This window comes from Aeromonas sp. sia0103 (assembly GCF_963895295.1).
GTDB lineage: Bacteria > Pseudomonadota > Gammaproteobacteria > Enterobacterales > Aeromonadaceae > Aeromonas > Aeromonas encheleia.
Genome location: NZ_CAWQKG010000011.1, coordinates 621,336 through 647,042 on the forward strand (window position 1 = coordinate 621,336; position 25,707 = coordinate 647,042).

Annotated in this window: 19 protein-coding genes; 9 read left to right on the top strand and 10 right to left on the bottom strand. The window is 62.7% G+C overall.

Annotated features, from left to right (window positions below; all coding sequences use genetic code 11):
- The first annotated feature begins 231 nt into the window (after window positions 1-231).
- The 4 genes from glpD to tyrA all read left to right on the top strand — a co-directional run bounded on the left by glpD (window position 232) and on the right by tyrA (window position 5,597).
- Window positions 232-1,719, top strand: a complete 1,488-nt coding sequence (gene glpD / locus AACW18_RS05655) for a glycerol-3-phosphate dehydrogenase (protein WP_218388056.1) — start codon at window positions 232-234, stop codon at window positions 1,717-1,719.
- Between the two features lie 102 nt (window positions 1,720-1,821).
- Complete coding sequence (glpQ, locus tag AACW18_RS05660) at window positions 1,822-2,901, top strand: glycerophosphodiester phosphodiesterase (RefSeq protein ID WP_218388057.1); 1,080 nt, start codon at window positions 1,822-1,824, stop codon at window positions 2,899-2,901.
- Window positions 2,902-3,267: 366 nt separating this feature from the next.
- Entirely contained in the window at window positions 3,268-4,341 is a 1,074-nt protein-coding gene (locus AACW18_RS05665; RefSeq protein ID WP_218388058.1) for a 3-deoxy-7-phosphoheptulonate synthase, read from the top strand.
- 128 nt (window positions 4,342-4,469) lie between these two features.
- Complete coding sequence (gene tyrA, locus AACW18_RS05670; protein ID WP_218388059.1) at window positions 4,470-5,597, top strand: bifunctional chorismate mutase/prephenate dehydrogenase; 1,128 nt, start codon at window positions 4,470-4,472, stop codon at window positions 5,595-5,597.
- A gap of 68 nt (window positions 5,598-5,665) precedes the next feature.
- Here tyrA and hdfR read toward each other — a convergent pair whose 3' ends face one another.
- From hdfR to AACW18_RS05720, 10 genes are all read right to left on the bottom strand, one after another.
- Window positions 5,666-6,541 (bottom strand): HTH-type transcriptional regulator HdfR, encoded by an 876-nt coding sequence (gene hdfR, locus AACW18_RS05675; RefSeq protein ID WP_042651471.1) that lies wholly within the window; start codon window positions 6,539-6,541, stop codon window positions 5,666-5,668.
- Window positions 6,541-6,903, bottom strand: coding sequence for a DUF413 domain-containing protein (locus AACW18_RS05680; RefSeq protein ID WP_218388060.1), 363 nt, complete (start codon window positions 6,901-6,903; stop codon window positions 6,541-6,543). The genes hdfR and AACW18_RS05680 overlap by 1 nt, the downstream gene beginning before the upstream one ends.
- A 294-nt stretch (window positions 6,904-7,197) precedes the next feature.
- A complete protein-coding gene (gene eco / locus AACW18_RS05685; protein ID WP_042651473.1) occupies window positions 7,198-7,680 on the bottom strand; it encodes a serine protease inhibitor ecotin in 483 nt (160 codons plus the stop codon).
- 202 nt (window positions 7,681-7,882) lie between these two features.
- Window positions 7,883-8,440 (bottom strand): Lcl C-terminal domain-containing protein, encoded by a 558-nt coding sequence (locus tag AACW18_RS05690; RefSeq protein ID WP_218388061.1) that lies wholly within the window; start codon window positions 8,438-8,440, stop codon window positions 7,883-7,885.
- Entirely contained in the window at window positions 8,437-9,804 is a 1,368-nt protein-coding gene (locus AACW18_RS05695) for an Lcl C-terminal domain-containing protein (protein WP_218388062.1), read from the bottom strand. Before AACW18_RS05695 ends, AACW18_RS05690 begins: the two co-directional genes overlap by 4 nt.
- Before the next feature lie 37 nt (window positions 9,805-9,841).
- Window positions 9,842-12,271 (bottom strand): proprotein convertase P-domain-containing protein, encoded by a 2,430-nt coding sequence (locus tag AACW18_RS05700; protein ID WP_218388063.1) that lies wholly within the window; start codon window positions 12,269-12,271, stop codon window positions 9,842-9,844.
- A 40-nt stretch (window positions 12,272-12,311) separates the two neighbouring features.
- Window positions 12,312-14,336 (bottom strand): prolyl oligopeptidase family serine peptidase, encoded by a 2,025-nt coding sequence (locus AACW18_RS05705; protein WP_218388064.1) that lies wholly within the window; start codon window positions 14,334-14,336, stop codon window positions 12,312-12,314.
- Window positions 14,336-16,501 (bottom strand): TonB-dependent hemoglobin/transferrin/lactoferrin family receptor, encoded by a 2,166-nt coding sequence (locus AACW18_RS05710; protein ID WP_218388065.1) that lies wholly within the window; start codon window positions 16,499-16,501, stop codon window positions 14,336-14,338. The genes AACW18_RS05705 and AACW18_RS05710 overlap by 1 nt, the downstream gene beginning before the upstream one ends.
- Window positions 16,502-16,784: 283 nt before the next feature.
- On the bottom strand, window positions 16,785-18,632 hold the full coding sequence (locus AACW18_RS05715) for a DUF3413 domain-containing protein (RefSeq protein WP_218388066.1): 1,848 nt from the start codon (window positions 18,630-18,632) through the stop codon (window positions 16,785-16,787).
- Window positions 18,633-18,674: 42 nt separating this feature from the next.
- A complete protein-coding gene (locus AACW18_RS05720) occupies window positions 18,675-18,902 on the bottom strand; it encodes a YejL family protein (RefSeq protein ID WP_042651480.1) in 228 nt (75 codons plus the stop codon).
- 73 nt (window positions 18,903-18,975) lie between these two features.
- Between AACW18_RS05720 and yejK the strand changes: the two genes are divergently transcribed.
- From yejK to AACW18_RS05745, 5 genes are all read left to right on the top strand, one after another.
- Window positions 18,976-20,025, top strand: coding sequence for a nucleoid-associated protein YejK (gene yejK, locus AACW18_RS05725; RefSeq protein WP_218388067.1), 1,050 nt, complete (start codon window positions 18,976-18,978; stop codon window positions 20,023-20,025).
- Window positions 20,026-20,420: 395 nt separating this feature from the next.
- Window positions 20,421-21,602, top strand: coding sequence for a maltose/maltodextrin ABC transporter substrate-binding protein MalE (malE, locus tag AACW18_RS05730; protein WP_042651482.1), 1,182 nt, complete (start codon window positions 20,421-20,423; stop codon window positions 21,600-21,602).
- Window positions 21,603-21,673: 71 nt separating this feature from the next.
- Window positions 21,674-23,326 carry a maltose ABC transporter permease MalF gene (gene malF, locus AACW18_RS05735; RefSeq protein WP_042651483.1) on the top strand — a complete coding sequence of 551 codons (1,653 nt, stop codon included), beginning with the start codon at window positions 21,674-21,676 and terminating at the stop codon, window positions 23,324-23,326.
- A 12-nt stretch (window positions 23,327-23,338) separates the two neighbouring features.
- Entirely contained in the window at window positions 23,339-24,229 is an 891-nt protein-coding gene (gene malG / locus AACW18_RS05740; protein ID WP_033131921.1) for a maltose ABC transporter permease MalG, read from the top strand.
- Window positions 24,230-24,403: 174 nt separating this feature from the next.
- Entirely contained in the window at window positions 24,404-25,540 is a 1,137-nt protein-coding gene (locus tag AACW18_RS05745; protein WP_218388068.1) for an ABC transporter ATP-binding protein, read from the top strand.
- The last annotated feature ends 167 nt before the right edge of the window (window positions 25,541-25,707 follow it).

Genomic DNA, 25,707 nt, shown 5'->3' on the forward strand with positions numbered 1-25,707 from the left:
TGTTTCCACCCTCTATACCCGCGCCCCGGCATCGCCCCTGTCTCGCACCCTGTGCGCGCCTCATCCCTTACTGGCCATTCCGTCACCGATTGGCAGCATTTTTAGCATTGTCAGAACAATCGCGATCACATTTCCCTCATAAAATGTTCGTTTATCATTTTTTCATGTTCTAATATGAGCGAAATCAAACATTGCCGGCCTGGCAAACCCAAAATAAGAAAGTAGGTGAACATGAGCGAACATTATGATCTGGTCGTCGTTGGCGGCGGCATCAACGGAGTCGGCATCGCGGCAGATGCGGCGGGGCGGGGGCTGAAGGTGGCGTTGTTCGAGGCCCAGGATCTCGCCTCTGCCACCTCCTCCAACTCCAGCAAGCTGATCCACGGTGGCCTGCGCTACCTCGAGCACTACGAGTTCCGGCTGGTGAAAGAGGCACTTGCCGAGCGCGAGGTGCTGCTCGGCATGGCGCCCCACATCGCCCGGCCCATGCGTTTTCGCCTGCCACACCGCCCGCACCTGCGCCCGGCCTGGATGATCCGCGCCGGCCTCTTCCTCTACGACAACCTGGCCAAGCGCGACCGGCTCAAGGGCAGTTGCGGCGTGCGCTTCCTGCCGCAGGATGGGCTGAAGAGCGGCATCGGCAAGGGATTCGAATACTCGGATGCCTGGGTGGATGACGCCCGGCTGGTGGTGCTCAACGCCATGATGGCCCGCGACAAGGGCGCCGAGGTGCAGACCCGCACCCGCTGCATCAAGGCGGTGCGCGGCTCCAAGCACTGGACTCTGACCCTGGAGCGGGCGGGAGGCGAGCAGTTCAGTGTCACCTGCCGCGCCCTGGTCAATGCGGCCGGCCCCTGGGTCAAGACCTTCTACGACGAGAGCCTGCACGAGAAATCCCCGCGCGGCATCCGCCTGATCAAGGGCAGCCACATCATAGTGCCGCGCATTCACGAGCGCGAAGAGGCCTACATACTGCAAAACGAGGACAACCGCATCGTCTTCGTCATCCCCTACCAGCAGGATTACTCCCTGATCGGCACCACGGACGTGGAGCACAAGGGCGATCCGCGCGAGGCGAAGATCAGCGCCGCCGAGGTGGATTACCTCTGCCAGGTGGTCAACGCTCACTTTACCCGCCAGATCTCGCCCGCCGAGGTGATCTGGACCTATGCCGGGGTGCGCCCGCTCTGCGATGACGAGTCCGACTCGCCCCAGGCGGTGACCCGCGACTACACGCTCGAACTCAGTGGCGAATCCGATGGCGCGCCGCTGCTGTCGGTGTTTGGCGGCAAGCTCACCACCTATCGCAAGCTGGCCCAGGCCGCCTGCAACAAGCTCAAGCCCTGGTTCGGCCAGATGGGAGAGGACTGGACCGCCTTCAGCCGGCTGCCGGGTGGCGAGTTCGACTGCACCACCGCCGAGCTGGCCCGCGCCTATCTGCTCGAGTTCGACTGGCTGGATGAGCGCAGCGCCCGCCGCATCGCCGAGGCCTATGGCAGCCACGCCCGCCTCTGGTTGCACGAGGCGCGCGGCCAGCACTTCGGTGCAGGCCTGTACGAGTCTGAAGTGCGTTACCTGATGCACCGCGAGTGGGCCCATTCGCTGGAAGATATCTTGTGGCGCCGCAGCAAGCTGGGGCTGCGTCTGTCCCAGCCTGAGCAGCAGCAACTGCTGGCCTGGCTGGAACATCAGCACCACGCCCTCTCCAAGGCGGGATGATCGACGGGCGGGCGCCCCCTCGGCCGCCCGCCGTAAAAATGAAATAAACCTCTGCTATAACAATAACCTACATTCAACACACAATAATAAAGAGCATCACCTATGAAGAAACGTCCTCTCTCCCTGGTCGCCCTTGGCCTCGGGGCCGTCCTCGCCTTGCCCGCCCTGGCGGCCGACGAAGGCAAGATAGTGATCGCCCACCGCGGCGCCTCCGGCTACCTGCCTGAGCACACGCTCGAGTCCAAAGCCTTGGCCTACGGTATGGGGGCCGATTACCTGGAGCAGGATCTGGTGATGACCAAGGATGACCAGCTGGTGGTGATGCACGATCACTTCCTCGATGGCATCACAGACGTGGCCGAGCGCTTCCCCGACCGGGCCCGCCCGGATGGCCGCTACTACGTGGTGGATTTCACCCTGGCCGAGGTGCGCTCGCTGCGCATGACGGAGCCGTTCCAGCTGGTGGATGGCAAGCAGGTGCCTGTCTATCCGGCCCGTTTCCCGCTGTGGCAGTCCAGCTTCCAGATCCACACCTTCCAGGAAGAGATAGAGATGATCCAGGGGCTCAACAAGAGCACCGGCAACAACATCGGCATCTACCCGGAGATAAAAGCGCCCTGGCTGTTCCGTCACGAAGGCAAGGACATCTCCAAGGCGGTGCTGCAGGTGCTCAAGCAGTACGGCTACACCAATAAGGAGAGCAAGATCTACCTGCAGAGCTTCGATGCCGATGAGCTCAAGCGCATCGACGGCGAGCTGATGCCGGCGCTGGGCATGGACTTGAAGCTGGTGCAGCTGATGGCCGAGACCGACTGGAACGAGACCATGGTCTACGACGCCAAGGGCAAGGCGACCCCCTACGACTACGGCTGGATGTTCAAGCCGGGCGCCATGAAGACGATCGCCGGCTATGCCGACGGCATAGGCCCCTGGAAGCCGATGATAGTCACCGAGCCGGGCACCCCGGGCAAGCCGGTGTTCACCTCCATGGTGAAGGAGGCCCACGCCGCCGGCCTCAAAGTGCATCCCTATACCTTCCGCCAGGATCAGGGCCAGATCCCGGCCTATGCGAAAGACTTCACCGACCTGCTCAACATCTTCCTCTATCAGGCCGATGTGGACGGGGTGTTCAGCGACTTCCCGGACAAGGCGGTCGCGGTCATCAAGGCGCACGGCAAATAATAAAAGAAGAGCAACACGGGAACGCAAGCGGGGCCAAGGTGCCCCGCTTTTTTATGGCATATTGAGAATCTTGACCGCGGCCGGGGAGGGGAAGGGGACTTGTATAGGGATACTCCCAGCATGGTGAGTGTAACTGTATGTTTACAAATTTGGTGGTTGAGGCACCTTTGTCACGCTACTTTCGGGTGCCACTCGTCGTCATGCTGGTTGTTTATCCACCTAATGGAGAATGAAACCGCTGGTTTCACTTGATTGTTTGTTTTTCCTTGGTAATGTGGGGGCGGTTGCGTAACAAAGCGCTGACTTGTGTAAACAATAAAGTACACTTCGCGCTTTTTGGCTTAATACAGTAGAGAGAATGAGATCATGCAGAGAGACCCCCTGAACAACATCCATATCCAGTCCGAACAAGTGATGATCACGCCTGCCCAGCTCAAGGAGAAGTTACCCATCTCCGCCCAGGCGCTGGCATTCGTGCAAGGGGCCCGCACCACCATAGCCGACATCATCCATCGTCGCGATCACCGCCTGCTGGTGATCTGTGGACCCTGCTCCATCCACGACATGGACGCCGCCAAAGAGTACGCAACCAGACTCAAAGCGCTGCATGATGCCTACCAGGATTCTCTCTACATAGTCATGCGGGTCTACTTTGAGAAGCCGCGCACCACGGTCGGCTGGAAGGGCTTCATCAACGATCCGAATCTGGATGGCACCTTCGACGTGGAGCTGGGGCTGCATCGCGCCCGTGAACTGCTCTGCTGGCTGGCGGAGCTGGAGTTGCCGCTGGCGACCGAGGCGCTGGACCCCATCAGCCCGCAATACCTGGCGGAGCTGTTCTCCTGGTCTGCCATCGGCGCTCGTACCACCGAATCCCAGACCCACAGAGAGATGGCCTCCGGCCTCTCCATGCCGGTCGGCTTCAAGAACGGCACCGACGGCAACCTCGGCACCGCCATCAACGCGCTGCAGGCGGCCTCCAGCCCCCATGCCTTCATGGGCATCAACCAGCAGGGCCAGGTCGCCCTGCTGCAGACCCAGGGCAACCCGGACGGCCACGTGATCCTGCGCGGCGGCAAGCACCCGAACTACGACTCGGTCAATGTGTCGCTGGCGGAAGAGGCGCTGGAGAAGGCGGGCCTGCTGCCCGGCCTGGTGGTGGATTGCAGCCACGGCAACTCCAGCAAGGATCACCGCCTGCAACCCAAGGTGGCCGACAACGTCATCCACCAGATCCAGGAGGGTAACAGCTCCATCATAGGGGTGATGCTCGAATCCAACCTGTTCGAAGGCAACCAGTCCAGCGAGCAGCCCAAGGAGCAGATGCGCTACGGGGTCTCCATCACCGATGCCTGCATCGACTGGGACACCACCGCCACCCTGCTGGCCCGTTGCCACAGCCAGCTGGCGACCCCCCTCAAGGGCAGAACCGCGTCTTAAGCCGTGGTATCTTGTCTGACGGAAAGTCGAGAACGGCACACCCCTTGGCTGTGCCGTTCTCGTGACATCTTGTTGTCATCGATTGAATCACAGGGCGCCGCCGCCAGCGGCGCCAGCAGGGACCGGATATGGCTGAAGAGTTGAATGCCCTCAGGGACAAGATTGATGCGGTAGATCGGCTGTTGATCGATCTGTTGGCGGAGCGTCTGGCCCTGGTGGGGGAAGTGGGCGAGGTGAAGAGTCGGCACGGCCTGCCCATCTATGCGCCGGATCGGGAGGCGAGCATGCTGGCCCGCCGCCGGGCCGAGGCCGAGGCGCTCGGGGTGCCGGGGGATCTCATCGAGGATGTGCTGCGCCGGGTGATGCGCGAATCCTACGCCAGCGAGAAGGACACCGGCTTCAAGTGCATGAAGCCGACCCTGGGCAAGGTGGTCATCATCGGCGGTCAGGGCCAGCTTGGCCGGCTGTTCGGCCATATGTTCAGCCTCTCCGGCTATCGCGTCGAGACCCTGGAGCAGGCCGACTGGCCGAGGGCCGACGCCATCCTGGCCGGTGCCGGCCTGGTGATGGTGGCGGTGCCCATCGACATCACCTGCCAGATCATCGACCGGCTCGGCCACTTGCCCGCCGATTGTTTGCTGGTGGATGTCACCAGCGTCAAGGGGGAGCCGCTCGCCCACATGCTGGCGGTACACCAGGGGCCGGTATTGGGGCTGCACCCCATGTTCGGACCGGATGTGGCGAGCCTCGCCAAGCAGGTGATCGTCTGCTGCCAGGGCCGGGACCCGGCCGCCAGCCAGTGGCTGCTGGATCAGATGACCATCTGGGGCGCCCGCCTGCAGCAGGTCGAGGCCCGCGCCCACGATGAGGCCATGACCCTCATTCAGGCGCTGCGTCACTTCGCGACCTTCGCCTACGGCTGGCACCTCTCTCAAGAGCGGGCCAATCTGGACAGGCTGCTGGCCCTGAGCTCCCCCATCTACCGGCTGGAGCTCGCCATGGTGGGACGGCTGTTCGCCCAGGATCCCGAGCTCTACGCCGACATCATCCTCTCGTCGCCGCAGAATCTGGCGATGATCCGCCGCTACTACCAGAACTTCGGTGAGGTGTTGGGGTTACTGGAGCAGGGGGACAGGGCCGGTTTCATCGATGCCTTCTCGCAGGTCTCCGGCTTCTTCGGCGAACATGCCGACGAGTTCCTGCGCGAGAGCCGCATGCTGCTGGCCCAGGCCAACGACCGCCGCCAGCACGGCTGAGGCGGCGTGCATCCATACAAAAGGGGCCCTTGAGGCCCCTTTTGCTGTCTGTGCTATCCCGTCTGGGATTATTCCGGCTGCGGCAGGCGCAGATCGGCATCGGCCCAGCCCAGCGGCAGGGTCAGCAGCTGATCGATCAACTCCCGGCGATCGGACTTCTCCAGGTAGGCGAGGTAGAGCGGGCGGCTCAGCGGCTGGCCCCCTTCCACCAGATGAAGCCGCCCCTGTTCCAGGAAGGGGCTCACCATCCGCCGTGGCAGATAGGCGGCGCCACCGTTGGCCAGCACGAACTGCAACGCCATGCTGGCGGAGCTCGAATGCAACACCGGGGTCTTCTGCAGGCTCTGCAGCCGGCTGGGCTGCGGCTCGAAGCTGGTGCCCCAGTCGAGGTGAATGTGCGGCATCTGCATCAGGCTGTCGGCGTTGGCGGCCCCATCCCGGCTCACCAGTTCGAACACCAGCTCGCCGATGGGGTGCAGGGCGATCTCGTCGATCTTGGTCGGCTCCGAGAGCAGGGCCAGATCGAGGGAGCGCTCCAGCAACTGGCGGCACAGGTGCTCGCGGGAGGCGGTCTCGAGCCGTACCGCGAGGCCGGGGGCCAGCGCATAGACATGGTTGAGCCAGTCGTTGAAATCGAGCTCCCAGAACACCGCAGGCGCGCCGATTGCGAGCTGCTGACTGAAACCGGGGGAGAGGGCCACATCCTGCTTGGCGCGGCCCAGGGTGTGCAAGATGGCATCGGCGTAGGGCAGCAGACGCTCACCGGAGGCCGTCAGCCGGATGTTGTTGCGATGACGGGCAAACAGACTGACCCCGAGCTGTTGCTCGAGCTGGCGGATCCGAAAGCTCACCGCCGACTGGGTCAGATAGAGATTCTCAGCCGCCCGGCCAAAGTGGCGGGTCTTGCTGACCTCGATGAAGGTCCGCAGCAGTTCGGTATCCATTAATCGAGGGACTCGTCGCTGCTACCGCCGCCGCCACCACTCTCGAAGCCGCCGCCGGTGTCTTCGTTGGCGCCACCCGCGACTGTGCAGAGGCGGTGCACCCGCTTGGGACCGATCACCTTCAGATATTTGAACCACACCTTGGCGTGCGGGTTGCCACCGGCCTCACCGGATTTGACCTGTTCGAGGAAGGCACTCTCGACCTCATCGCGCGGCGCCAGGTTGCCCTGATAGAGCGCCAGCATGACGGTGCCGAACTTTTCCAGACTGTCCGCTTCGGCCACGGTGAATTCGCCACTGCGACGCAGGCCACGGGGGAAATGTTTGAAGTCATTGAAACGCTTGTCTGATTCGAAGCTCATAGTGCTCTTGTTCTGGTTAGTTTGACCTTTGCGGGCAAGTATCATCAGGCCGTCGCAGAGTGCAAAATCAATTTTCTTCCTATGTTAACAAATATCTTTCATCGAACTGGGTTTGTCTCACCCCGCGCGGGAATTTTGCGGTGAGCAGCACAAAAAGCCTGAAAAATAGTGGAGTTATGTCAGCTTCTGTAAAGGAAGGAGAGAATGGCCGCAGATAAATAAGCTAAAAATAAAGCGCCATATGGCGCTTTATTTGGGATCGTCATGAATCGGCTGAACCCGATATCCGGTTACTCACTCGATCATGGCTGGCTGAGCCAGGTTGTCGGCACGCCACAGACGGTAGCGTACTTCATACTCCTGCGGCACATAGATGACGAACGGCAGCTTGGAGTTGTAGTTCACGAAGAAGCCCTGACCATAGATCTGGATGAAGGTCTCTTTCTTCTGACCGTCCGGGCAGGCCATCAGGGTGCTGATGGGGCCGGAGACCTGACCCAGGGTCAGGTAGTTGTAGCCCCAGCCCTTGACGCTGTGCTGTTCCAGGTTGCCGGCGAAGCGAGGCAGGTTGCAGTCAACCGGCATCTTCTTGCCGACCTGCAGCTCGACCATCATGTCGGCTTCGTTCTCGACTTCCGGCAGGCGGATCACGACACGTTCCTGGTTCACTTCGGCGGCGGGGAACATGCTGATATCAAATTTTTTCGGCTCGGCGGCGAAGGCATGGCCACCCAATAACAAGGCGCCCAGCAGGCTAAAACGCAATACGGTTTTCATCTGTACCTCATGGGGTTGGTTCAACGCCGCTAGACTAACCGCTCTGCCGGTTTCATGCCAGCGCTCTGCGGCCCAAATCCGGCGGGATCAGGCACACAATGACGTGATCTGGTGCTTTTTTGATATCAAATCCCACCAATGCTCTTATCCCTCGCCGAGGGGGCGGGGCCAACGCGGCCGGCCGAGGCCCCGCACCGTCCGGCTAGCGTACCAGCAGCACCTGCTTGGCCCAGGCACTGGGTGCCCGCATGCCGATGGCGCCGCTGGTGATGTCGAGATAGGCCACCGTCTTGCCCGCCGGGAAGGGGGTGGAGGACCAGAGATAGACGTAGCCGTCATTCACCTCCTTGCCCTCGCCGGCCATGGCGCGGGGAAAGATGGTTTCATTCAGTGCCGGTTTGTAGCAGGCGGATTCCAGCAGGCTGGCCAGCTCCTTGATGGTGGGCAGGCGCCAGTCATGGTGGCCGCCGAAGCCATGGAGGGCGTGGTTGGGCTCGGTGCGGATCCGCTCCGCCGTCAGCAGCGCCTGTTGCCAGTAGAGCCGGGTTGGTTCGCCGCTGCAGCTCTGGTTGCGCCAGCTCTGGCCGAGCTGGCAACGCATCCAGGTCAGACCGGAGGCTCTGTCCATCACTGTGCCGTTGCCGCGATCGAGGAAGCGGGAGCTGGGGCTGGTTCTGGGCATGTTGTCATCGCAGATGGCGATGGCCAGTGCCAGCGGGCTGCACAGACAAAGCAGCAGGGTCAGGAGAAACTTGTTCATCGGGTTACCTCGGCCACCAGGCGCAGTTGCAGGGCATTGACTTCATTGGGATTCTGGACAGCATAGGGATAATCGGCGCCCGGATCCTCCCCCAGGAACTGGGGACCAAGGACCGCGATGGGAACGCTCTCGAGACGACGGGACGGGGTCAGGGTCTGACTCCAGTAGATGCCATGGTAGTCACCGTTGGAAGGGCCGACATCGGGGAAATAGCGCACATCAATGCTGACGACCTGGCCGTCTTGCTGACTGAGGGAGCCAAAATGCTGCAGGCTCATCAGCTCCTGAATGTGGGGCAGACGCCAGTTCTGGATGCCGCACAGTTGCTGGCTATTGAGCCACTGCCGGTACTGCTCCGTGGTGCAGATGGCCTCGCCATTCGGGCAGGCGTAGTCCAGCTCCTTCTGGGTGGGATGGTAGTTGCCAAACTCCCAGGCGAAGACCCGATGCAGATCCCGCGGACTGTCCGGGTCATCCAGCTTCTTCTCCCAGACGAGGCCGCTGTTGAGATCCTCCACGCAGTCCCACTGGGCCGCGTTGTCCGGCAGCGGTTGGCCCTTGCCGTCCAGCTTGCGATAGCGCAGGGGGGGCTGCTTGAGGCTGGCCTCCTGGCCCGGGTGATCGGCGGGCTCGCTGATCAGCAGGTAGTCGGTTCCGTCGCTGTAGGTGGTGACGCCGCTGGCGGTGACCAGGGCCCTCGGTTGCTGTTGTCGCAGCACGGCGGCGAGACTGGCCTGCTGGCTCAGCAGCTCGGGGCTGTTGGCAAAGTGCTGGCCGAGCTCGGGCAGCAGGGTGACCAGCCCTTGCCAGATCTGGCGCCGGCGTTCATCGGCGGATTGGCCCGGCAGGGTCGTGGCGTCATCGAGTGCGGCCAGCGCCAGCTCACCGAGGGCCTGGTTGAACTCTTCCAACCGAGCCAGGGCCGCCAGATCCTGGCCGGGCTGCAGCGGCGCCAGGGCGAGCAGCAGGGCGGCCAGCGCCTCGGCCGGTGGTAATCCCTCGCCGATGCGGGTCTGCAGCAGGCTGCTCAGGGGGGTGGGGGTGAGCTGCTGCCCATCCTGGCGCGCCGCCGGGTGGGTCAGGGTCAGGGCGGCCGGGTCGCTTGGGATGAACAGCAGGGGGCTGGTCAGCAAGGCGGGGGAGCTGCCTGTCAGCGGGCGGGCACCGGCGGCGCCGCTGACGGCGGGTTCACCGGCGTCGCAGCTGTTGTTCTGGTTGAGGTTGACGCACAGGGTGCCCGCCTGGGGCAGGTTGACCGTCAGGCGATAGTCCGGCGCGGCCAGGGGCGCCTCGTCCGAGCCGCCACCGCAGGCGGTGAGCAGGGGCGCCAGCAAACAGGCCAGCGGGCTAATTCTCATCTTCATTTATGGTCCTTGGAGGGGCCTTGGCTCCTCGCTGCTATTAATAGGAACGAACGGTCTCGCGACGGGCGAGGCGGCGCCAGAGGGCGAGCGGCAACAGCCAGAGCGGGTTGAAGGCTCCGCCGCCGCCGCTGTCCGCGGTGTCGAAGTGGATGATGCCGTCATCCGGCGGCGCTATGGGCTCGCCGCACCGGGCACCGGTGCGCTGGCTGATGCTCCAGCCATTGAGGCGGCCCTGCTTGCCGGGGGCGTTGTCCACCAGCTCCAGGGTCCACCGGCCGGCCAGCGGCTCACCCACGAACAGAGTGAAGGGCTGCAGGGATTGCAGCTCGGTCGGGAACACCCCCTTGAGGCGCGGCAGCGGGCTGTAGCCCTTGTCCCAGATCTGGACCCGGGTGCCGGAGGGGGAGTTGAGCCAGATCTCCAGCTCGTCCAGGGCCTGGTGTTGCAGATCCAGGCTCAGTTGCAGCTCGTTACTCACCCGGGCCTGGGTCTTCTCCACCATCAGGCTGGTCTGGCTCAGCCCCTTTTCATCCGCACTCAACGCATCTTTCAGGGTCAGTGACTGGCCGTTGGCCCGGCTGATCACGGGGGTACCGATGGGCAGGCTCAGTTGCTGCTGCCATTGACGCTTGCTCGGGCTGGCCCCGGTGAGGGCGAGGCTGACCGGCAGCGCCGCGACATCGCCACAGGCGAGCGGGGTCTGGGCCAGCAGCCGCAGGGTGGTGGTCATGCTGGCACCTGCCGCCAGGGTGCTGGTCTGCCACTGGTAGGGATCGGCCTGCAGGCCGCCGGGCAGGGCCAGGGTCAGACTGTGCAGGGTCACCGCCGTGGTGCCGGGGTTGCTGAGGCTGAGCACCACGGACTGGCGCTTGCCGAGTTCGATGGCGCTGCCGTCGGCCAGGGCTATGTTGACCGGCGCCTGCAGCAGGCCGTGCTGGCGGAATGCCTGCTCCAGCAGACGGCCATAGTGGCGCGCCGGGTAGAGTCGCTCGGCCGTGTCCACCGTGAGGCGGGCCAGCTGCGGCATGCGGATGGCCGGGCCCAGGCCGAAGTGGGCCTCGATGACGAGGCGATCAAACTCGTCCCGCGCCAGCTCCCCGTGCTCGGCCACCGCCGCCAACAGGGCCTGGAACAGGGGCGTGCCCCACAGCTGATCCCCGTTGCTGCCGTTGATGGTGCGGTGGGCCGGGTAGTTGTAGTCCGGGTGGTAGCGGGCGCGCAGATCGTCCAGCTGGCGCGGCGCCCTGTCGGTGAAGCGGGCATCCCAGTTGAACACCATGGCCGGCTCGAACTGGCGGCCCGCCTCGCTGCGCTGGCGATGGCTGGCCGCCAGATAGTCGCTGAAGCCTTCGCCGATGGCGCCCCAGTCCCCCTCATCGCCGAGATCCGGCACTATGTGGTGCTGCACCGCGTGGCCGAACTCGTGCCAGACAACCATGGGATCCTCGGCATCGGGCACGCCGCTGCGGCCCAGCTCCAGCCTGCGCTCGAACGGATCGTAGAGGGAGTTGTCCTGAAAGCCCGCATCGGTGTCGATGTCGAGGGCGCCGGGGATGAGGTTGGCAAAGCCGAGCGCCTCGAGGTGGCGCTGGGCCAGGTCCAGGTGGTAGTAGGCATTGATGTCGGCAAAGCCGAGGTCGTCCCGGGTCAGGCGAAATGCCAGTGGGTTGTCGGCGCGGTAGGGGGCCGTGCTGGGCTCCATGGCATCCACCACCCGGGCATGGGGGCCGCTCAGCACGTAGTCACTGCCTTGCCGGGTGACGGGCAGCACCACCTTGTCCTGATAGGCGGCGTCGGCCAGCACCAGGGAGTCGTGCCAGACCAGGCTGGCATCTTGCAGCTGGGTGCGAGGATCCGGATCGAACACCCGGGCCAGCACCGACACCTCGCCCGCGTCGGGCGCCTGCAGCGCCTGGGTGGTGGCGATGTCGCCCCAGCGGCCGAGCTCCTGGCTGCCGTCGCAGCTCGCAAACAGCTGCACATGGGAGGCCTTGGCGTTGCCCTCCTTGTGCTCGCGTACCCGTTGGCGCAGGGCCGGCACCAGGGTCTCCCCATCGCGCCAATACCAGGCCTCGACCGGTCCCAGCGGATCTATCTCGGCGCCCGCATCGCGCAGGCTGGTCAGCAGGGGATCCAGGTTGCCGCTGGCATCGCAGCCCGGCTGGCTGGCGGTGAGGGGGCGCAGGTTGTGGTAGAGGCGCCAGGGCTTGCCGGCCGGATCGATGCTGACGGCGGCCTGAGTGGTGGCCACCGGCAGGCCGTTGACCAGCTGGTGGAAGCTATGGTGATGGCCGAGCAGGCTGGTCCTGTCGTAGTCGAGGGCCAGGGTCACGCCGAGGCGCTGCTCCAGCCACTGCTGCGGCGTGGTGGTCAGCGGCGCTGCATCGACGAACAGCAGCTCCGCCGCACAGAGGGGCTGGGCGAGCAGGGTCGCCGCCAGCCAGAGGGCCAGGGAAGAGGGTTTCATAGTTGACTCCAAAACAGAGATGAAAGAGGACGCCATGGCATCAGCGGCTGATCCCGGCCAGGCTGAGCAGGAAGGCATATTCACGGGCGGCCTGTTGCCGCGCCGTGTGGGGGCTGGCCTGGTGGCCGCCATCGAGCTCGGTGCTCAGCAGATAGGGACCCGTCCCGGTGCTGTGCTCCCGCAGGCGGGCCAGCCACTTGAGCGGCTCCCAGTAGGGCACCTGACTGTCGTATAGCCCGGCCGTCACATAGAGGGGCGGGTAGGGGGCGGCGTGCAGGTTGTCATAGGGGCTGAGCCTGCGCATGGCGGCATAGTCGGCCGGCCTGGCCGGGTTGCCCCACTCGGCATACTCCTGGCGGGTGAGGGGCAGCTCGGGATCCATCATGGTGCCGAGCAGGTCGACGAAGGGCACCTGCAGCACGGCGCCGGTGAAGCGGGTCGGCGCCTGATTGAGCGCCGCCGCCACCAGCAGGCCACCGGCGCTGCCCCCCATGGCGAACAGGCGGGCGGGGTCGATGGCGGGATCTAGCGCCAGGGCATCGGCGACCGCCAGGAAGTCGTCCACGCTGTGCTGCTTGTGCCGGCCACGCCCCTCCCGGTACCAGTCATCCCCCAGCAGGCCGCCGCCTCGCACATGGGCGATGGCGTAGACGAAGCCGCGATCGAGCAGGCTCAGCACCTGGGGTTGGTAGTAGGGGCGCATGGGGGTGCCATAGGCGCCATAGCCGTAGAGCAGCAGCGCCTTGGGACGGGTGACATCCTTGCGCCACACCAGGGAGACCGGCACCCGGGCGCCGTCCTTGCCCTGCACCCAGCGCCGTTCGCTCTGATAGGGGGACTCGCTGGCCCGGGCGGCATCGCTCGACCATCGACCCGAGGCCAGATCCAGCCAGCGCTGGTGCGGGGCCTCGGCCATGCCCTGGCGGCGGATCAGCACCCGCGCGCTGGTGGGATCCTGGCTGCCCTGGATCCAGGCCGTGCCGGCCCCCTCGGTGAGTGGCAGGCTGTGCGCCAGCCTGCCGTCGGCGTCCAGCACATCGAGCCAGTCATCGCCCTCCTTGCGGTATTGCAGCACAGTGTGATCGGCAAACAGGCGCCACTTCTCGAGGGTTTTATCCTGGCCGGACCAGAGCCGGTGCCAGGGTTGCCGGCCCGCCTCGGCCAGGCTGGCGGCCTGGTAGAGACCTAGCTCCCCATCCTGATTGCTCTTGAACAGTACCCGCTCATCCAGGGTGTCCAGGTAGTACTCCACCCCGGGCTGGCGGGCCCTGATCAGGGCCGCCTTGCCGTCGTCCAGCAGGTATTGCTCGGAGCCGTTGTGGTTGTTGCTCTGTAAGATGAGGTGGCGCCGATCCGTGGTGCGATAGAGGCTGAGCAGCCAGGCGGCGTCGGCCTCCTGATGCACGAGTGCTTCCTTGCCGTCCTGCCAGGCCCACAGCTGCCAGGGGCGCAGGGTGTTGCGCTCGTTGGCGAGGGTGTAGAGGGTGCGGCCATCCAGGCTCCAGAGCAGATCGCCGGCGCGGTGCATCAGGGTGGTGAGTGTCTTGCCACTCTCCAGATCCAGCAGGCTGATGCGGTAATCCCGATCGCCGCGGCTGTCTTCGGCCAGCGCCAGCCAGCGCCCGTCGGGGTGCAGGAACCAGCTGGCGAGCTCGTAGTAGCCGTTGTCCGGTTGGCGCGGGGCCAGCCGCTGGCGGGGGGCGGCCCGCTCATCGGTCCGTTGCCACAGGCTGCCGTCCGCCTGCATACGCCACTGGCTACCCGCCTGGTGCAGCCACTCCTCGGGCATGGGTTCGCCCCGCCCCCGGGCTTGCCACTCGGTCTGCAGCTGCCGTGCCAGCCCTTGCTGGCCGCTGAGCCGCTGTTCGGTCCAGCGGTTCTGCTCGCGCAGCAGGGCCAGCAGCTCGGGAGAGCGGCGGCTGTCGTCACGCCAGCCGCCATAGGGATCGAGCCGGGCTATCTCCCCCTGTAGCAGCGCGGGACGCTTGGGGATGAGGGGCGCCGGCTCGGCGGCCTGGGGGGCAGGGGCCGCCAGCAGGGCGGCCAGGATCAGGAGGTTATGCATCAGATCCCCCAGAAGGTGTAGCGCAGGCTGGCGCTCAGGGAACGACCGGTCTGGGTGAAGAGGGAGGCGTCGGTGCCGGCTTCCAGCCCGGCCACATCCTGATAGCGGGTGTAACGGGTGTCGAACAGGTTATCCAGCTTGAGGTTGACCTTGAGGGCGTCGGTGATCAGCCAGTCGGCGGTCATGCCCAAGCTGAACCAGCCGGCGCTCTGCATGCACGCCCCCTGCTGGTTGGTCAGGCTGTTGCCGCAGCTGGGGACCCGATTCATGGCGGCGGCGTAATCGGCCTGCAGCCCCAGGCTCCAGTCGTTGGCCTGGTAGCTGAGGCGGGTGTTGCCCTCCAGCGGGGTGAGGGTGCGCAGCGCCTCGCCCTGGCTGTCTTCCCCGTCGACCCAGCCGAGCTTGGTGGCGAGTTCCCATTCCGGGGTCAGCCAGTAGCTGGCGGCCACTTCGGCGCCCCAGGTCTCGGCCTTGGCCACGTTGCGGTACTGGCGCAGTATGACGCCGTCGCTCAGGCGCAGCCCCACCTCACGCCAGTCGATGAAGTTGTAGTAGCGGTTGTAGAAGAGCGCGGGCTTGATGCTCCAGTTCTCCCCCTCGCCACCCAGACCCCACTCGAAGCTGTGGCTGGTCTCCTCCTGCAGCTCGGTGTTGGCGATGATCTCGAACGGCGGCAGGGCGAAGTAGTGGGGGATGTTGCCGTACACCTTGTCGTAGGAGGGGGCGCGAAAGCCGTTGGCGTAGCTGAGCCAGCTGCGCCACTGCTCGTTAAAGCGGTAGCTGGCGGCCAGGCTGGGGGAGATGTGCCAGCTGTGGTTCTCGCCATTGCTGCCATCCAGCGGGGTCAGCCACTGATGATCCATGCGCAGGGTCGGGGTGAACTGCCACTGACCCAGGGTCGCCACGTCGCTCAGCCAGACGCCGGCCCGATCGGTGCGGGCCCGACTGAAGGGCGCCGACTGCTGGGGCTGCGGCACGCCGGCCTCCAGGCTCAGCTTGTCCACCGGCCGCTCGTGGCGGGTGCGCTCCAGCTCCATGCCGTAACTCAGCTGGTGGGCGAGGGCGCCGGTGCTGAGATCGCGACGCACATCCAGCTCGCTGCCGATGCGGTCTTCGGTGAAGGTGGCGAGCTCCCGCTCGCTGCGATAGCGGGGGTAGCCGCTCAGCAGATCGTTTTGCAGCAGGCTGCGCTTGTTGGCGGTGTTCTTGGCATGGCCGCCATAGAGGCTCCAGCTGAACCGATCCGCCAGTAGATGCTCGAGGTTGCTCGCCTCCCAGCTCAGCTTGCCTCCCTGGCTCGTCTGCGACGCCTCTTCGCGGTACTGGCGCACCTGCCACTTGCCATCGGGCTGAGGCACCTCGCGCGGTCCCTGATCCCGCTCGGCATTGTCTTCGAAGTAGTCGAGCTCGAGGCGCAGCAGATGGTGTTCATTCAGCTCGAAGCGGGAGCTGGTGGAGGCGCTGAGGCCGTCCAGATCCGCCGGGATGCGGCTCTCGTCATAGTTGGCGGTCTCGTGCCCCTGCCAGCCGGAGAGGCGCAGCAGGTGCTCGCTGTCCAGCACCCGGGCGGCGCCGGTGGCGCTCAGCTTCTGCTTGTCGCTGCTGCCATCCTGCAGGATCTTGCCGCTCAGATAGGCGTCCTGGCCCTGCAGGTAGTCTTCCGGCTGCTTGGTGCTGATGACTATGGTACCGCCGATGGCGTCTGAGCCGTGCAGGGAGGAGCCCGCCCCCTTGGCCACCTCGATCTGTTTGACGTCATCGAGGTCGAAGCTGAAGCGGCCCACCTTGTCGTTGAGATCGTCGGCGCCGAAGCCGTCGCTGACCCGCACCCCATCCTTGATGATCAGCACCCGGTTGCCACCCATGCCGCGGATGATGATGTTCTGCGGCCGGCCGGCGGAGCCGGTCACCGAGACGCCGGGCTCGTTCTTGAACACGTCGGTGAGCTCGGTGGCCACCTGGCGATCCAGATCCTCCTCGGTGATGACGGTGATGGAGCCCGAGACATCGGACAGCTTCTGCTCGATGCGCTGGCCCTTGACCACTATGGTCTCGCGCGCCTTGAGGGTGGGGTTGATCCCGGTTGAGTCGATCCCGACCGGATCGCTGGCGGCCAGGGCTGTGCCGGACAGCAGCATGGGCCAGTAGTGCAATGGTGTTTTCATTGTTGATAATGATTATTATTTAAGCCTGAAGGGCGCGGATTATTGCAGAGTGGTCCAGCCAGATCAATGATTGATAACTATTATCATTTGGTTTTTATGATCTTGATTGGATTGATGTTTTTGACTGGTAAGTCAGTAGGGGAAGACAGACGTTTGCGGATAGATAGGTTAGCAATGAAGGAAAAGGGAGGGGGAGGGAAGAGGAAAGAACCTGTAACGAATGGAGCCACAGGCAATAAAAAGCCCGCCGGGGTGGCGGGCTTTTCAGACTCAATAAACCCCGTCAGGGGGTACGGTAGAAGCGATTGAGCTCGTTCATCACCTGGATCATGGCGCCCATGTCCGGGGTACCGTGCTTGATGGGGCGATAGCTGTCGCGATCCAGCAGTTCGAAGTCACCCTGCTTGTTGAAGTGGGTGATGGTGTTGTCCTGATAGATGGCGAAATCATTCTGATCGCCGGCCAGCAGCCAGTTGCGCGGGCTGGTGTCGAACAGGCTGCGGCCTATGCTGTAGTCCCGCGGCGGATTGCGGACCCCCAGCATGCCCTTCATCAGGGTCGGCACCAGATCCAGGTGGCTGCTCGGCAGCTCCTGCGGCTTGCTCTCGGCACCGGGCCAGGCGAGTACCAGAGGCACCTGCACCTGATAGGGTGAGTAGTTGCTGCCATAGCCCCAGCTGTTGCTCTGGGTCTCGTTGAACTCCTGACCATGGTTGGAGGTGACGACGACTATGGTCTGCTCGCTCAGCCCCTGCTGCTGCAGCTGATCCAGCATCTGCGCCAGCAACTGGTCGGTATAGAACACCGTGTTCTTGTAGCGATTCTCCAGCTTCTGCAGGTTCTCGGTCCGGTAGGCGGTGGCCGGATTGAAGCGGGTCAGCTCGGGCTGGAAGGGCCCCTTCACACCGGCGGGCACCTGATAATCGCCCGGGCTCGACAGATAGACCAGCGAGAACCAGGGGCGATCGTCGGTGCGCTTGAGCATCCACTGCTGCCAGTCGCCGATGAGGCGAGTGTCATCGATCTGCTCGGAGACAAACACCTGCTTGCGCAGGCCGGCGAGCAGGCTCTGCTGGTATTGCTGGGCATCTTCCAGCGCACCGAACAGGCCGAACTGATAGTCCTGGCGCAGCATCTCGTCGAACAGCACCGGTGGGCGCTTGTCGGTGCGGATGTCGTCATAGTAGTGGCCGGGCAGCCCGTAGAAGAGGCTGAACATCCCCATCACATCGTCGTTGCCGCCACTCATGTGGTTGCGGAAATTGAGATGGTTGTCTGCGTAGCGCTGCAGGTTGGGCATGTTGATGCTGTTGAGCATGTCGGCCCGCAGCGAGTCGACCACCACCACCAGCAGGTTCTTGTGCTCGGACGGGGCGCTCACGTTGAGCGGGCGCAGCGGGTAGAGCAGCCGGTGCTCACCGTTGCCCTGATCCTCTGCCTTCTTCTCATACTGCTCGAGATCCAGCCAGCCATGCTTGGCCAGGAAACTTCTGGCGGTCATGGGGTAGGAGAGCGGGAAGTTGGCGCGCTGCATGGTGATGGGCTGATACAGGGTCGCATCGGCCCAGCTGTTGACCAGGTGAGTCAGCATGAAGCAGACCAGCAGGGCCAGCCCGACCTGGTTGCCGTACTGGCGGCGCTTGCGCTTGTTGATCTTGCGCCACACATAGGCCGACAGCAGCAGCTGCAGCAGGAAGATGGTCGGCACCGCCACGAAGATGATGCTCCAGATCGAGCCCTCCTCGGTCTGGGCCTGATCCAGCAGCAGTTGCCACACCTGACCGTTCAGGTGGAACTTGAACAGCTGGAACACCTGGGTATCGATCAGCAGCAGCACCAGCGCCAGGGTGGCGATGATGGCCGAGATGAAGCGCAGCGGCCTCTCTTTGGGCAGCACGAAGCTCAGCGGGAATATGGTCAGCAGGTAGGTGACGAAGCTCAGGAACGAGAAATGACCTATCCAGCTGATGATGAGATAGGTCACGCCGAGCGTGGTCGATGGCCAACTGATGGAACCCAGGTAACGGGTCGCGATCAGCATGGCCAGGATGATGTTGAAGAAGGAGAACCAATGCCCCCAGGTGATCAGGCGAGAGACATTATCACGATAGGGGTTGCCGGTTTCGACCATAGTGATCCATCTGCGTAGAGAAACGTCAAAAAAGTCGGCGACTCAATGTGCGTCGTGGCGATTGTCGACCGAAGAAGTCAGAGCCTGGATAAATTTTTCAGCAATAGCCTGACGTTGTGCCGGAGCCATGTTGTTGATGATGTTGGTGCTCAGATTGCCCAGCACCATCAGGCTGAGGTCGACTGGCGCTTTGTGCTTCTCCAGTACGGTGATCAGGTCATTCATCAGGTCATCAAATTGCTGGTTTGTGTACTTTGATACGATGGGCATAATCTTCAGTTCATCTCGGTTCAAAGCGCCTTATAATACTTCACCCTTTCGGCTAACACTATGGCTTTGTGACATGAGTCTCGATATCGACAAGATCATTCTTCACTCCCTGCGCCAGGGCAACGATGGTCAACCGCACGCCGACACCCGCAGCCAGACCCTGCCTGCCGACGAGGCGGTGCAAGGGCTGATGGCAGAACTCCATCGCATCTATAACGGCAAGGGCGGCAAGGGCTTCGGTTTCTTCGCCGACCCCGAAACGGCCGTTGCCGAGCTGGCCGACGGCGAAGACGCCCCGAAACAGCCCTCTCCCGCCTTTCGCATCGCCCTCGAGCAACTGCTCGGCGAGCAGACCGAATTCGTCCCCTTCTCGGTGACCATGACCCAGCTGCTGGTGAAAAACCTGGTGGAGCACGCCCTGGATGAGCAAGGGGTGCTGTTGTTTGCCAAGTACAACTATGTCGGCGTCGATTATTTGATGATTGCCCTGCTGGAAGGCAAGGAGAGCGTCACCGTCAGCGAGGCGCTGGACTTGCGCCATATTCACTACCTGGATATCGGTAAACTCAACCTGGTGGCCCGCATCGATCTGACCGAGTGGAAAACCCAGCCGGAATCCCGCCGTTATATCACCTTCAGCAAGGGGCGGGTCGGCCGCAAGTTGGGGGACTTCTTCCTGGATCTGCTGGGTGCCCGCGAGGGAATGGATGCCAAGGTGCAGAATAAAGGCCTGTTGCAGGCGGTGGACGATTATTGCGACAGCCGTCAGCTCGAACCCGCCGAACGCAATGACTACAAGAAGCAGGTCTTCAAATATTGCACCGAGCAGGCCAGCGCCGGCGAGGAGATAGAGATCAAGGAGCTCTCCGCCGAATTGCCGGGAGACGGCGATCTCGACTTCTATAGCTTCCTCGGCCAGGAATATGAGCTGGAAGAGCGCTTCCCGGCCGATCGCTCCACCCTGCGTGGGCTGACCAAATTTGTCGGCTCCGGCGGCGGTCTGACCCTGAGTTTTGAGCAGAAGTTATTGAACAGCCGCATCTTTTACGATCCGCAGACCGATACCCTGACCATTCGTGGCGTGCCGCCCAACCTCAAGGATCAGCTGCTGCGTCAGTCATAATGTGATCCAGGCTCCATTTTTGCTAAAAAGACACCACAGCCCGCTGTGGTGTCTTTTTATTTAAGGGGTTGGCGTGCATGGAAACCGACTCGGTACTTTGTTAACACATTGCACAGAATAATGGGGATGAAAGGGTTTTCATTGGAGTGAAACCCCTTTCAATGGTGTAAATTTATTTCTGTTTGGTAATTATTTTTCGGTCAACAACCAAAAATATGCCAATAAATCCCCCTAACCTCCTGAAATAAGAAAATGTTTTCAGAACTTTCTGGAAGAAAATACGTAATTGCATTTCAAAAATGCGAGGCGTGTCATGTGAGGCGGTGGCGGCTTGGGATAATATTCATCTCGCACACAATGCTCTTACAGCGCGGAACTAATACAAGGAAAGGCTCATGAAAAAGAAATTGCTGTCATCCCTGATCGGTCTGGCTACTCTGGGCGTGGCTTGCTCAGCCACTGCTGCGATTGACGAAGGTCAACTGACCATCTGGATCAACGGTGACAAGGGCTACAACGGCCTGGCCGAAGTAGGTAAGAAGTTCGAAGCCGAGACCGGCATCAAGGTCACCGTCGCTCACCCGGATCAGGTCGAGGTGAAATTCCAGCAAGCTGCCGCCACCGGCAACGGTCCGGACATCTTCTTCTGGGCTCACGACCGTTACGGTGAGTGGGTCAAGGCCGGTCTGCTGGTCCCCGTGACCCCGAACGCCGCCGAGAAGGCCAAGTTCGAGCAGTTCGCCTGGGATGCCATGACCGTCGATGGCAAGACCTACGGTTACCCGGTCGCGGTCGAAGCCGTCAGCCTGATTTACAACAAGGATCTGTTGCCCAATCCGCCGAAGACCTTCGAAGAGATCGCCAAGATCGACGAAGACCTGAAGAAGAGTGGCAAGCGCGCCATCATGTGGGCCTATGACACCCCCTACTTCAGCTACCCGCTGGTGGCCGCCAACGGTGGTTATGCCTTCAAGAAGACCGCTACCGGTTATGACGTGAAAGACACCGGCGTGGCCAACGCGGGTGCCAAGGCCGGCGTCGGCTACATCTCCGAGATGATCAAGTCCGGTCACCTGGAGAAGGGCATCGACTACGGTGTCATGGATGCCAAGTTCAACAAGGGCGAAGTGGCCATGATGATCAACGGCCCCTGGGCCTGGAGCAACCTGGACAAGAGCGGCATCAAGTACGGCGTAGCGCCGCTGCCGACCCTGAAGGGTAAGCCGGCCAAGGCCTTCGTCGGCGTGCTGGGTGCGACCATCAACGCCGCCAGCCCGAACAAGGATCTGGCCATCGAGTTCCTCGAGAACTACCTGCTGACCGATGCCGGTCTGGCGCCGGTGAACGCCGACAAGCCGCTGGGTGCCGTGGCACTGAAGTCCTTCCAGAAGACCCTGGAATCGGATCCGAACATCAAGGCCACCATGCAGAACGCCCAGAATGGCGAGCCGATGCCGTCCGTGCCTGAGATGAGCCGTTTCTGGTCCTCCTTCGAAACTGCCCTCAAGAACGTCACCTCTGGCCGTCAGAGCGTTGATGAAGCCCTGGATACCGCTGCCAAGCGTATCGTTCAGTAAGCACGCACCAGGGAGGCCTTCGGGCCTCCCACTCTCTCCAATCTCTCTTGGCGTTATAAAGGTTAATTGGCATGGAAGTAGTACCTTCTATTGAATCCTATGCCGGTCCGAAGGATAAGCACACCTGGCTTAAGTGGACCCTCGCAGCCCTGGTAGCCATCCTCAACGGTTATGCAGCCGTGATGATGTACGCCAGCGGTGAGTGGGTATTCGCTCTGCTCGATCTGGTGGTGGTCTCCGTCGGTCTGTATGTCTTCATGAACAAGAAGACCTATGCCCACCGCTATATCTTCCCCGGTGTGGCTGGCATGGTTGTTTTTATCATCTTCCCTCTTGCCTACACGATCGGCATCGCCTTCACCAACTACTCGGGTGCCAACCTGCTCTCCCTCGAGCAGGCACGGGAATACCATCTGAAAAAAAGCTACAAGGTGACCGGCGGTGAATTCGATTTCACCCTCTTGGGTGGTGAGAACAATCAGTTTCAGCTGCTGTTGCAACAGGACGACCAATCCTTTATCAGTCAACCCCTTACCCTGCTGAATAACCAGGCTCGCACCCAGGCCGTCCGCGAGGGCAAGGTGCAGGATGGCGTCCAGGTTGTTCAGTTGCAGCCCCTGAACGGGGAGTCCGTCGGCCAGGCGGCACCCATCCGGGCCATCGTCGATCACCGTACCAACCTCAATGCGCTGGATCTGGTGCTGCCGGATGGCAAGATCCACCTGACCATGAGCAGCCTGCGCAAGTTTGCCGCCCAGAAGCCGCTCTATACCCAACTGGTGGACGGCGCCGTGCTCAAGTCCGGGGTGGTGATCAAGGACAGCAATCTGCTGCGTGACAACCAGAGTGGCGAGCTGATGCTGCCCAACGGTGACACCGGCTTCTACCAGTACATCGATGCCGATGGCCAGTTTGTCGGCAAGGGCATGGCCCCCGGTTTCGTGGTGAGCGTGGGCTGGAAGAACTTCGCCCGCATCATGACAGACCCGGGCATCCAGGGTCCCTTCATGCAGATCTTCGTCTGGACCGTGATCTTCTCCGCCTGTTCGGTCGTCTTCACCCTGGCCATCGGCATGGTGATGGCCTGTCTGGTGCAGTGGGAGCAACTCAGGGGGCGCGGCTTCTACCGGGTCATGCTGATCCTGCCCTATGCGATCCCGGCGTTCATCTCCATCCTGGTGTTCAAGGGCTTGTTCAACCAGAACTTCGGTGAGATCAACCTGTTCCTGGAAGCGGCGTTCGGCATCAAGCCGGACTGGTACACCACCCCCTTCCTGGCCAAGGTGATGATCCTCATCGTCAACACCTGGCTCGGCTACCCCTACATGATGATCCTCTGCATGGGGCTGCTCAAGGCGATCCCGGAGGACCTCTACGAGGCGTCGGCCATGGACGGTGCGGGTCCGGTACAGAACTTCTTCAAGATCACGGTACCGCTGTTGATGAAGCCGCTCACGCCGCTGCTGATCGCATCCTTTGCGTTCAACTTCAACAACTTCGTCCTCATCCAGTTGTTGACCAACGGGGCGCCGGACATCATAGGGGCCAGTACCCCGGCCGGGACCACCGATCTGCTGGTGAACTACACCTACCGGATCGCGTTCCAGGGCTCGGGTGGTCAGGACTACGGTCTGGCCAGTGCCATCGCCACTGCCATCTTCCTGATCGTCGGCGCGCTCGCACTGCTCAACCTGAAATTGTCCAAAGCCGACAAGCAACTGTAAGGAGGCTTCTAAATGGCAATCGTACAACCCAAGTCAGTCAAATACCGGGTGTGGGCAACCCACCTGGTCATGTGGGGCTTCCTGGCGCTGATCATCTTCCCGGTGATCATGGTTATCGCCATCTCGTTTCGTAACGGCAACTTCTCGGTGGGGGAGATCATCCCCTCCGATCCGACCCTGGATCACTGGAAGCTGGCGCTGGGCATGTCCATCACCAACGCCGATGGCAGCATCACGCCGCCACCCTTCCCGGTGCTGACCTGGCTGTGGAACTCCATCAAGATCGCCGGCATCACCGCCGTGATGATAGTGGCGCTGTCGACCACCTGTGCCTATGCGTTTGCCCGCCTGCGGTTCCGTGGCAAGCAGACCATTCTGCAGGGGATGCTGATCTTCCAGATGTTCCCGGCGGTGCTGGCGCTGGTGGCCATCTATGCGCTGTTCAACAAGATTGGTGACTACATCCCCTGGCTGGGTCTCAACACCCACGGCGGCCTGATCCTGGCCTACATGGGCGGCATAGCGCTGCACGTCTGGACCATCAAGGGCTACTTCGAGACCATCGACTCCTCCCTGGAAGAGGCAGCGGCCATCGACGGCGCCACCCCGTGGCAGGCTTTCCGCCTGATCCTGTTGCCCCTGTCGGTGCCCATACTGGCGGTGGTGTTCATCCTGGCCTTCATCGGCACCATCACCGAGGTGCCCGTGGCCTCCATCCTGCTGCAGGATGTGAACAACCTGACCCTGGCGGTCGGTGCCCAGCAATACCTCTATCCACAGAACTATCTGTGGGGTGACTTCGCGGCCGCCGCCGTGCTGTCGGGTCTGCCCATCACAGTGGTGTTCCTGCTGGCTCAGCGCTGGCTGGTGGGTGGCCTCACCGCTGGCGGGGTGAAAGGTTAAGTGTGCTTGCCGCATGTGCCACGCCGCCAACACCAAGGTGTTCCTGCTGATCTATCACAGGGCTGGCTGGTAGGCGGTCTCACCGCCGGTGGCGTCAAAGGTTAAGGTTTGTGGCCGGGGGAGCAGGCTCCCCCCGCCATCACGATTTGCAAAGATTCAAGAGCGGAGCTCGTCATGGCTGAAGTAGTACTCAACAACGTTCGCAAGAACTACGATCCGGCGGTCCACAAGGACACGCTGCGCAACATCAACCTGGCCATCAAGGAAGGGGAGTTCATCGTCTTCGTCGGCCCGTCCGGTTGTGGCAAGTCCACCCTGCTGCGGATGATCGCGGGCCTGGAGGACATCACCAGCGGTGAGCTGACCATCGGCGGCCGCTACATGAACGACGTGCCACCGGTGGAGCGCAACGTGGGCATGGTGTTCCAGTCCTACGCCCTCTACCCGCACATGAACATCTACGAGAACATGGCCTTCGGCCTCAAGCTCAAGAAGATGGACAAGGAGAACATCCACAAGCGGGTGATGCGCGCCGCCGAGATCCTGGGGCTGGAGCCGCTGCTGGACAGAAAGCCCAAGGCGCTCTCCGGTGGCCAGCGCCAGCGGGTGGCCATAGGTCGCTCCATCGTGCAGCAGCCGCAGGTGTTCCTGTTCGACGAACCCTTGTCGAACCTGGATGCCGCGCTGCGGGTCAAGATGCGCATCGAGATCGCCAAGCTGCACAAGGAGCTCAACTCCACCATCATCTACGTGACCCACGATCAGGTGGAGGCCATGACCCTGGCCAACCGCATCGTGGTGCTGAGCCCGCTCAAGGGCGAGGCCGAGACCAACCTGGAGCAGTTCGGCACGCCACTCGATCTCTACCACAACCCGGACAACAAGTTCGTGGCGGGCTTCATCGGCTCTCCCAAGATGAACTTCCTGGCGGGGGAGCTGCAGGAGATAGGCGAGCAGGAGTGTGTGGTTCGGCTGACCTCAGGCGACACCGTGCGTGCCCGGATCGATGCCCGCAGCGGCGCGGTCGGTGACAAGGTCGAGCTGGGGGTGCGCCCCGAGCATCTGGTGACTCTGGATCACGCCCATGCCCACAGCAAGGTGACCGGCATAGTGCAGGTGGCTGAGCATCTGGGGGCCGAGTCCTTCGTCTATATGGACGTGGATGGCCATGACTTCACCGTCAAGGCGCACTCCGACATCGACGTGGCCACCGGCCAGCAGTACAGCGTCGGCATCCCGGCCGAGGCGTGCTACCTGTTCGATGCCAAGGAGCAGGCCTTCCCGCGCACGGCGAAATATATCCGCGCCTGAGGGCGCTCAGGTTTTCCTTGTATTCAATGCCTTTTTGCCGGTCGTCAGACCGGCTTTTTATTGCCCGGCACTCGGCAACCCCGTGGCGAGCGATGGCCTGGCGCTTTCTGCGTCACGGGCTGCGTCCTCTTGCGGTGGGGGAGGCCAGGGCCAACAGGGTCGTGCTA

Bases quoted from the DNA above. Each gene is read 5' to 3' on its own strand.
- glpD (WP_218388056.1), top strand. From the start codon at position 232: ATGAGCGAACATTATGATCTGGTCGTCGTTGGCGGCGGCATCAACGGA.
- glpQ (WP_218388057.1), top strand. From the start codon at position 1,822: ATGAAGAAACGTCCTCTCTCCCTGGTCGCCCTTGGCCTCGGGGCCGTC.
- AACW18_RS05665 (WP_218388058.1), top strand. From the start codon at position 3,268: ATGCAGAGAGACCCCCTGAACAACATCCATATCCAGTCCGAACAAGTG.
- tyrA (WP_218388059.1), top strand. From the start codon at position 4,470: ATGGCTGAAGAGTTGAATGCCCTCAGGGACAAGATTGATGCGGTAGAT.
- hdfR (WP_042651471.1), bottom strand. From the start codon at position 6,541: ATGGATACCGAACTGCTGCGGACCTTCATCGAGGTCAGCAAGACCCGC.
- AACW18_RS05680 (WP_218388060.1), bottom strand. From the start codon at position 6,903: ATGAGCTTCGAATCAGACAAGCGTTTCAATGACTTCAAACATTTCCCC.
- eco (WP_042651473.1), bottom strand. From the start codon at position 7,680: ATGAAAACCGTATTGCGTTTTAGCCTGCTGGGCGCCTTGTTATTGGGT.
- AACW18_RS05690 (WP_218388061.1), bottom strand. From the start codon at position 8,440: ATGAACAAGTTTCTCCTGACCCTGCTGCTTTGTCTGTGCAGCCCGCTG.
- AACW18_RS05695 (WP_218388062.1), bottom strand. From the start codon at position 9,804: ATGAAGATGAGAATTAGCCCGCTGGCCTGTTTGCTGGCGCCCCTGCTC.
- AACW18_RS05700 (WP_218388063.1), bottom strand. From the start codon at position 12,271: ATGAAACCCTCTTCCCTGGCCCTCTGGCTGGCGGCGACCCTGCTCGCC.
- AACW18_RS05705 (WP_218388064.1), bottom strand. From the start codon at position 14,336: ATGCATAACCTCCTGATCCTGGCCGCCCTGCTGGCGGCCCCTGCCCCC.
- AACW18_RS05710 (WP_218388065.1), bottom strand. From the start codon at position 16,501: ATGAAAACACCATTGCACTACTGGCCCATGCTGCTGTCCGGCACAGCC.
- AACW18_RS05715 (WP_218388066.1), bottom strand. From the start codon at position 18,632: ATGGTCGAAACCGGCAACCCCTATCGTGATAATGTCTCTCGCCTGATC.
- AACW18_RS05720 (WP_042651480.1), bottom strand. From the start codon at position 18,902: ATGCCCATCGTATCAAAGTACACAAACCAGCAATTTGATGACCTGATG.
- yejK (WP_218388067.1), top strand. From the start codon at position 18,976: ATGAGTCTCGATATCGACAAGATCATTCTTCACTCCCTGCGCCAGGGC.
- malE (WP_042651482.1), top strand. From the start codon at position 20,421: ATGAAAAAGAAATTGCTGTCATCCCTGATCGGTCTGGCTACTCTGGGC.
- malF (WP_042651483.1), top strand. From the start codon at position 21,674: ATGGAAGTAGTACCTTCTATTGAATCCTATGCCGGTCCGAAGGATAAG.
- malG (WP_033131921.1), top strand. From the start codon at position 23,339: ATGGCAATCGTACAACCCAAGTCAGTCAAATACCGGGTGTGGGCAACC.
- AACW18_RS05745 (WP_218388068.1), top strand. From the start codon at position 24,404: ATGGCTGAAGTAGTACTCAACAACGTTCGCAAGAACTACGATCCGGCG.